Origin of the sequence: Streptomyces sp. SP18CS02 (genome assembly GCF_036322365.1) — a bacterium.
Classification (GTDB): Bacteria; Actinomycetota; Actinomycetes; order Streptomycetales; family Streptomycetaceae; genus Streptomyces.
Genome location: NZ_JAQYXC010000247.1, coordinates 1 through 422, shown reverse-complemented (window position 1 = coordinate 422; position 422 = coordinate 1). Strand labels below are relative to the sequence as shown.

At 39.6% G+C, this 422-nt stretch carries 1 protein-coding gene; it reads left to right on the top strand.

Annotated elements, in window-relative coordinates:
• On the top strand, window positions 1-338 hold a 338-nt coding region (locus PUR26_RS34580; protein WP_329868987.1), incomplete at its 5' end, for a hypothetical protein.
• Window positions 339-422: the final 84 nt, after the last annotated feature.

Genomic DNA, 422 nt, shown 5'->3' with positions numbered 1-422 from the left:
GGTGTGTTTTGGTTTTTTGGGGTGGTTTTTTTTTTTTTTTGTTTTTGTGGTGTGGGGTTGTTTTTTTTTTTGTTTTTTTTTTTTTTTTTTTTGTTGGGGTTTTTTTTTTTTTTTTGTTTTGTTTGTTGTTTGGTTGTTGTGGCGTTGGGGGGTTTGTGGGGGTTGGGGGGTGTGTGTCGGGCGTGGGCGGGGGGTGGGGGGGGTGGCGTGGTTGGTGGGTGACAGGTCTGTGTGGGGTGTGTGGGGGGGGGGGGGGGTGCGTGTTTTTGTTTTTTTTGTTGGGGTTTTTTTTTTTTTTTTGTTGGTTTTTTTTTTTTTTTTTTTTGGTGGTGGGTTAATTGTTGGGTGTTTTTTTTTTTTTTTTGTTTTTTTGGTGGTGTTTTGTTGGGGGTTTGTTGGTTTTTGTTTTTTTTTTTTTTGTG